Annotated in this window: 7 protein-coding genes (1 of these 7 running past the window's edge); 1 reads left to right on the top strand and 6 read right to left on the bottom strand. The window is 62.9% G+C overall.

Features of this window, described 5'->3' with window-relative positions; all coding sequences use genetic code 11:
- The 4 genes from pssA to APT59_RS02155 form a co-directional block, all read right to left on the bottom strand.
- Positions 1-702, bottom strand: partial view of a CDP-diacylglycerol--serine O-phosphatidyltransferase gene (gene pssA, locus APT59_RS02170; protein WP_059313351.1) — the 5' portion only. The gene continues 153 nt to the left of window position 1, outside the view; 702 of the gene's 855 nt are visible here — the first part of the coding sequence; it begins with the start codon at positions 700-702; the stop codon falls past the left edge of the window.
- Between the two features lie 164 nt (positions 703-866).
- The gene (gene ilvC, locus APT59_RS02165; protein WP_007159689.1) at positions 867-1,883 is read right to left on the bottom strand and encodes a ketol-acid reductoisomerase; all 1,017 of its coding nucleotides are present in this window, start codon (positions 1,881-1,883) and stop codon (positions 867-869) included.
- 25 nt (positions 1,884-1,908) lie between these two features.
- The gene (gene ilvN, locus APT59_RS02160; RefSeq protein WP_007159690.1) at positions 1,909-2,400 is read right to left on the bottom strand and encodes an acetolactate synthase small subunit; all 492 of its coding nucleotides are present in this window, start codon (positions 2,398-2,400) and stop codon (positions 1,909-1,911) included.
- Between the two features lie 2 nt (positions 2,401-2,402).
- Positions 2,403-4,127 (bottom strand): acetolactate synthase 3 large subunit, encoded by a 1,725-nt coding sequence (locus APT59_RS02155; RefSeq protein WP_059313350.1) that lies wholly within the window; start codon positions 4,125-4,127, stop codon positions 2,403-2,405.
- Positions 4,128-4,524: 397 nt separating this feature from the next.
- Here APT59_RS02155 and APT59_RS02150 point away from each other — a divergent pair, with 397 nt between their 5' ends.
- The gene (locus tag APT59_RS02150; RefSeq protein WP_059313349.1) at positions 4,525-4,989 is read left to right on the top strand and encodes a DUF4124 domain-containing protein; all 465 of its coding nucleotides are present in this window, start codon (positions 4,525-4,527) and stop codon (positions 4,987-4,989) included.
- Between the two features lies 1 nt (position 4,990).
- Here APT59_RS02150 and APT59_RS02145 read toward each other — a convergent pair whose 3' ends face one another.
- Both APT59_RS02145 and APT59_RS02140 read right to left on the bottom strand, forming a co-directional pair.
- Positions 4,991-5,317, bottom strand: coding sequence for a YqcC family protein (locus tag APT59_RS02145; protein ID WP_059313348.1), 327 nt, complete (start codon positions 5,315-5,317; stop codon positions 4,991-4,993).
- Positions 5,317-6,093, bottom strand: coding sequence for a tetratricopeptide repeat protein (locus tag APT59_RS02140; protein ID WP_059313347.1), 777 nt, complete (start codon positions 6,091-6,093; stop codon positions 5,317-5,319). Before APT59_RS02140 ends, APT59_RS02145 begins: the two co-directional genes overlap by 1 nt.
- Between the last annotated feature and the right edge of the window lie 10 nt (positions 6,094-6,103).

Here is a 6,103-nt window from a genome sequence, read left to right as displayed (position 1 = left end):
CCCTTTCAGACCCAGGGTCTTGAAGCTCCAGTACTTGAAGTTGCTGACCATGAGCATGCCGGCAGCAGCCACCATCAGGGCCACCAGCAGGGACAGCTTGGAGCCCTGGATGCCGAAGTCACTGAAGCACCAGACGGTACCAGCCACCAGGGCCGCCGCGGAAGGACTGGCCAGGCCGATGAAGTAGCGCTTGTCCACCGAGCCGATTTGGGTATTGAAACGGGCAAGGCGCAACGCGGCACCCGCTACATAGATGAAGGCGACGGCCCAGCCGACATTACCCAGGCCGCTCAGGGCCCACTGGAAGGCCAAGATGGCTGGAGCCACGCCGAAGGCGACCATGTCGGAAAGCGAATCGTACTGCTCGCCGAAGGCGCTCTGGGTGTTAGTCATACGGGCGACGCGGCCATCCAGGCCATCGAGCACCATGGCAATGAAGATGGCGGCGGCGGCGGCGGAGAAGCCGGCGGAGGCGATCTCGTATTGCCCCTGGATAAAGGCGGTCTGAGCCGCGACACCCTTGATGATCGAATAGAGACCAGCAAAGAGGGCCGCAGTGGTGAAGAGATTGGGCAGCAGGTACACGCCACGGCGTCTGATCTTGCGACCCTGGGCGTCCTGCGTCTCCTCGATGTGCTCATCCACGGGGATGAGGCCATCGGTGGTGGTATTGGACGGGGTTTCTTCGGGACGCTCGCTCATGGATTTTCCTTGGGCATTACCTGACGGGTTGGACTGACCTCTTGAGGATAGGGTTCAGCCTAACCTCTCATGCTAAGGCATTGCCGGGGTCGTGGGCAGTGCAATAAAAAACGCGGCCGAGGCCGCGTCTTTACCGTTCGTTACAGGGCTGGCGCCCTGCTCGATCAGTTCTTCGTCTTGTCGACGATCTTGTTCGACGCGATCCAGGGCATCATGGCCCGCAGCTTCTCGCCGACCTGTTCGATCGGGTGAGCCGCGTTGTTGCGACGGTAGGCGGTCATGGAAGCGTAGTTGGACGCACCCTCGGCCACGAACATCTTGGCGTATTCGCCGTTCTGGATGCGCTTGAGCGCATTCTTCATGGCAGCGCGCGACTCGGCGTTGATCACCTCGGGGCCGGTCACGTACTCGCCGTACTCGGCATTGTTGGAGATCGAGTAGTTCATGTTGGCGATACCGCCTTCGTACATGAGGTCAACGATCAGCTTCAGTTCGTGCAGGCACTCGAAGTAGGCCATTTCAGGGGCATAACCCGCTTCGACCAGGGTTTCGAAACCGGCCTTGACCAGCTCGACCGCACCACCGCACAGCACGGCCTGCTCGCCGAACAGGTCGGTTTCGGTCTCGTCTTTGAAGGTGGTTTCGATGATGCCGGTACGGCCGCCGCCGACGCCGCAGGCGTAGGACAGGGCGACGTTCTTGGCATTACCGGAGGCGTCCTGGTGGACGGCGACCAGATCAGGAATGCCACCGCCTTTGACGAACTCGGAGCGCACGGTGTGACCCGGGGCCTTGGGGGCGATCATGATGACGTCCAGATCAGCGCGGGGCACGACCTGGTTGTAGTGGATGGCGAAACCATGAGCGAAAGCCAGGGTGGCACCCTGCTTCAGGTTCGGCTCAATCTCGTCCTTGTACAGCTTGGACTGGAATTCGTCGGGGGTCAGGATCATGACCACGTCGGCGGAAGCCACAGCGTCCTTTACCGGCTTGACGGTCAGGCCATGGGCTTCGGCCTTGGCGACAGTGGCCGAGCCGCTGCGCAGACCGACGACGACATCGACGCCGGAGTCTTTCAGGTTGCAGGCGTGGGCGTGACCCTGGGAGCCGTAGCCGATGATGGCGACCTTCTTGCCCTGGATGATGGAAAGGTCACAGTCTTTATCGTAGTAAACGCGCATTGCAGGTTCTCCTGGAAAAGGGGTATCAGATGCTCAGGGCTTTGTCGCCACGGGAAATTCCGGTCACGCCGCTACGTACCACCTCAAGGATGGACGCAGCGCCGATCGCCTGGATGAAGCTGTCGATCTTCTCGCTGGTGCCCGCCAGCTGAATGGTATACACGCTGCTGCCGACATCGACGATCTGGCCGCGAAAGATATCGGTGGTGCGCTTGACCTCGGCACGCTGGGCACCAGTGGCCTTGACCTTGATCAGCAGGAGTTCACGCTCGATGTGAGCGCTCTCGGACAGGTTGACCAGCTTCACCACCTCGATGAGCTTGTTGAGGTTCTTGGTGATCTGCTCGACCGTCTCTTCCTGGCCGATGGTAGTCAGGGTCAGGCGCGATAGGGTCGGATCCTCGGTCGCGGCAACCGTGAGGCTTTCGATGTTGTAGTTGCGCTGAGAGAACAGGCCGACCACACGGGACAGGGCGCCGGGCTCGTTTTCCAGCAGCAGGGAGATGATGTGTCTCATGTTCAGGTCCGCTCCGTCTTGCTCAGCCACATGTCGCGCATCGCGCCATCCTTGATCTGCATCGGGTAGACGTGTTCGGTGTTGTCCACGGCGATGTCGAGGAAGACCAGGCGATCCTTCATGGCGAAGGCTTCGGCCATCATCGGCTTGAGGTCTTCCAGACGCTGGATGCGCATGCCGACGTGGCCATAGGCCTCGGCCAGCTTGACGAAGTCCGGCAGGGATTCCATGTAGGAGTGGGAGTAACGGCTGCTGTACTGCATGTCCTGCCACTGGCGGACCATGCCCAGGGCGCCATTGTTGAGGCAGATGATCTTCACCGGCAGGTCGTACTGCATGCAGGTGGAGAGCTCCTGGATGTTCATCTGCACGCTGCCTTCGCCGGTGACGCAGGCGACGTCGGCGTCCGGGAAGTTGAGCTTGACGCCCATGGCCGCCGGGAAGCCGAAGCCCATGGTGCCCAGGCCGCCGGAGTTGATCCAGCGATTGGGCTTGTCGTACAGGTAGTACTGGGCGGCGAACATCTGGTGCTGGCCGACATCGGAGGTGATGTAGGCATCGCCCGCGGTCACGTCGTACAGGGTCTCGATGACAGTCTGCGGCTTGATGATGCTGCCGTCGCCCTTGTCATAGGGGAACATGCCACGGTTACCGCGCCACTCTTCGATCTGCTTCCACCAGGTAGCCTGACTCTCGGCGTGCGGCTTCTCGCTCAGCTCGCGCACCACGGCGACCATCTCGGCGAGAACGCTGTCCACCGGACCGACAATGGGTACATCGGCCTTGATGGTCTTGGAGATGGACGCCGGATCGATGTCGACGTGGATGATCTTGGCATTCGGGCAAAAGCGTTTGGCACCGTTGATGACGCGGTCATCGAAGCGCGCACCGACGGCGAGGATGACGTCGCTGTGGTGCATGGCCAAGTTGGCCGGGTAACTGCCGTGCATGCCGAGCATGCCGAGGAACTGGCGATCGCTGCCCGGGTAGGCGCCCAATCCCATCAGGGTATTGGTGACCGGCAGGTTGAGCAGGCGTGCCAGCTCGGTGAGGGCGCCCGAGGCACCGCCCAGGATGACGCCGCCACCGGCATAGAGGATCGGCCGCTTGGCTGCCACCAGCATCTCGACCGCCTTGCGGATCTGCCCGGAGTGGCCGCGTTGCGCCGGATTGTAGGAGCGCAGCTTGATCTTCTTGGGATAGACGTATTCGAATTTCTTGGTCGGATCACCCATGTCCTTGGGAATGTCGACCACTACCGGACCGGGGCGGCCGGACTCGGCGAGATAGAAGGCCTTCTTGAGGACTTCGGGGATCTCGGAAGGGTGTTTGATGATGAAGCTGTGCTTCACGATCGGCCGGGAGATACCGACCATGTCGGTTTCCTGGAAGGCATCGGTGCCCACCATGTTGCTCGGTACCTGACCGGACAGGACCACCATGGGGATGGAGTCCATGTAGGCGGTGGCGATACCGGTGACAGCGTTGGTCGCCCCGGGACCCGAAGTCACCAGGACCACGCCAGCCTTGCCGGTAGCACGAGCATAGCCATCGGCCATGTGGGTGGCGGCCTGTTCGTGGCGAACCAGGATGTGGTTAAGCGCCGGTTCCTTGAACAGGGCGTCGTAGATGTGCAGCAGGGCACCGCCCGGGTACCCGTAGATGTGTTTCACGCCCTCGTCGCGCAAGAAGCGGACGACCATCTCAGCGCCAGTTAATAGCTCCACGTATCACCTCATTCCACGCATGGCGAGCGCCCATCGGGGACGCTCAAGGTTCGGTTGACTGCAAGGCAGAGCATGGGCGACGGTGGTCACCGACGATTCAGCTGCCTAGAAAGCCTTGTTGGAAGATTCCGATGAATGCTGGAGCTTCCACCCGACGCGAGGTAACGCGGTGCAGGGTATTTGACTGTGGCGGCGCGGGTAGGCACCTCATGGTCTGCCGAGCAGTCAGCTTTGGGCCGACTCGCTACAGCGAACTTTGGATTGTTCGCATTCGACCGGTGCAAGTCAAGCCGAAAGGTGCAACCAGGCGCAATCGGCTGTCGGCGATTAAGGCTGATGAAAAGGACGACGCCACCTCTTATAGTGAAGTCCTGTCCTCTCCCCTTCCAGGATTCCCATGCGCTCGATCTTCTGGCTATCCGCTCTGGCTTTCGCCTGCAGCCTGTCCGCCCAGGCCGCTCAGGTCTACAAGTGGACCGACGACAAGGGCGTCACCCATTTCAGTGCCCAGCCACCCGAAGGCCAGAAGGCCAACGAGGTGGACGTGAAGACGGCGCCGCAGATCAATGGCAGTGGCAGCGCACCCACCTACAAGATGCCCAATGGCGCCCAGCAGCCGTCGGTGTCCAATGATGCCCAGCAACAGGAGCTGGATCGCCGGGTGAAGGCGCAGGTGCGCGAGGAGCAGAACAAGCTCAAGGAGCAGTGCGATCAGGCGCGCCAGAATCTGGCACAGCTGCGCAACAACCCGCGCATCCTGGTTCAGTCCGGTCGCGGCGAGACGCGGCGGCTGAGCGAGGAAGAGCGTCAGCAGCGACTGGCCGACACCCAGTTGTCCATCGAGCAGAATTGCGGCAAATAACTCAGACGCTTTCGATGAGCCGATCGAATTCGGCCAGGGAAGCGAGCAGGGGCAACACCGGATCGAGGTTGCCCTGGTAGACCATCTCTGCCATCGGCCGGATGCTCGACCGCGCTGGCAGTACCGCGTCGCTTTCGATGATCAGCTTCATCCGCGGCAGGAAGATCCACTGCAGCCACTGGGCGAAGCTCAGGGTATCGACGCAGAAAGGCTCCTGACTGGCCAGGGCCTCGGCGCTGGGCGCCTGCGCCGACCACCAGCCGAGCAGGCGCAATTCGCGCTCGATGTGCAGCAGTTGATCGGCCAGGGCAGGCAGGCGCTCGTCCATCAGGTACCCACCTGGGCCTTCTGCCGGGCCAGGGCGGCGCCGGACGCATCGCCCTGGGCCTCTCGGGCCTGGGCGATCAGCTGCCAGAGACTGGCCTGCAGAGCCGGCCGGCCATTGGCGTAGCTCAGGGCGCGGCGCGCCAGCTGCTCACCCTGGGCGGGGTCGTTCTGGGCCAAACGCACCTGGGCCAGGCGATAGAGCACCTGAGGCTCGCGGGGCGCGATGCGCTGGGCACGCTCAAGACTCGAGGATGCGCCGTTGAGATCGCCACCGCTCTGCTGCTGCTGCGCAGTGGTCAGCAAGGCCAGCACCGGGCCATCGAGCTGCTCGTCGGCCGCCAGGCCACCACCACTGGTGTTGCTTGCGGAGGGTATGCCGGTGGGCGCCGTACGGGTGGCCGGGGAGCCAGCCTGACTGGCAGGGGGATAGACCGGCTGAGCGTAGCCGGACTGCACCGGCGCCTGGGCGGCTGGCGCATTGGGGCTGGACGAGGTAATCAGCGGCGCGGAGGCGGCGGGCGCGGCATAGGTCTCCAATGGCGCGGAACTGCCGCCCGGCACCATGACCGTCACCCCGGAATCGGCCGGGGCGCTAGGCGCCGCAGCCACCGGTGCCTGGCGCTGCGCCGGCAAGGGGCGATTGTTGCCCTGGCGATAGAGCTCGCCGTTGGACACCGGGCCGCCGGAATCTACTACCGGGATGGCACCACGCTGCGGCGCGGCGCAACCGGCGAGAAGAACACCGGCGATCACTACCGGCCAGACTGCTTTCGTCACCTTGGAACCT

Origin of the sequence: Pseudomonas oryzihabitans (assembly GCF_001518815.1) — a bacterium.
GTDB classification, from domain to species: domain Bacteria; phylum Pseudomonadota; class Gammaproteobacteria; order Pseudomonadales; family Pseudomonadaceae; genus Chryseomonas; species Chryseomonas oryzihabitans_E.
Note: the sequence above shows the minus strand (reverse complement) of the source record. Positions and strands in the feature narration are given on the sequence as shown.

What these genes read in the sequence shown, in the direction of transcription:
- APT59_RS02150 (WP_059313349.1), top strand. Translation starts at nt 4,525, where the DNA reads ATGCGCTCGATCTTCTGGCTATCCGCTCTGGCTTTCGCCTGCAGCCTG.
- APT59_RS02145 (WP_059313348.1), bottom strand. Translation starts at nt 5,317, where the DNA reads ATGGACGAGCGCCTGCCTGCCCTGGCCGATCAACTGCTGCACATCGAG.
- ilvC (WP_007159689.1), bottom strand. Translation starts at nt 1,883, where the DNA reads ATGCGCGTTTACTACGATAAAGACTGTGACCTTTCCATCATCCAGGGC.
- ilvN (WP_007159690.1), bottom strand. Translation starts at nt 2,400, where the DNA reads ATGAGACACATCATCTCCCTGCTGCTGGAAAACGAGCCCGGCGCCCTG.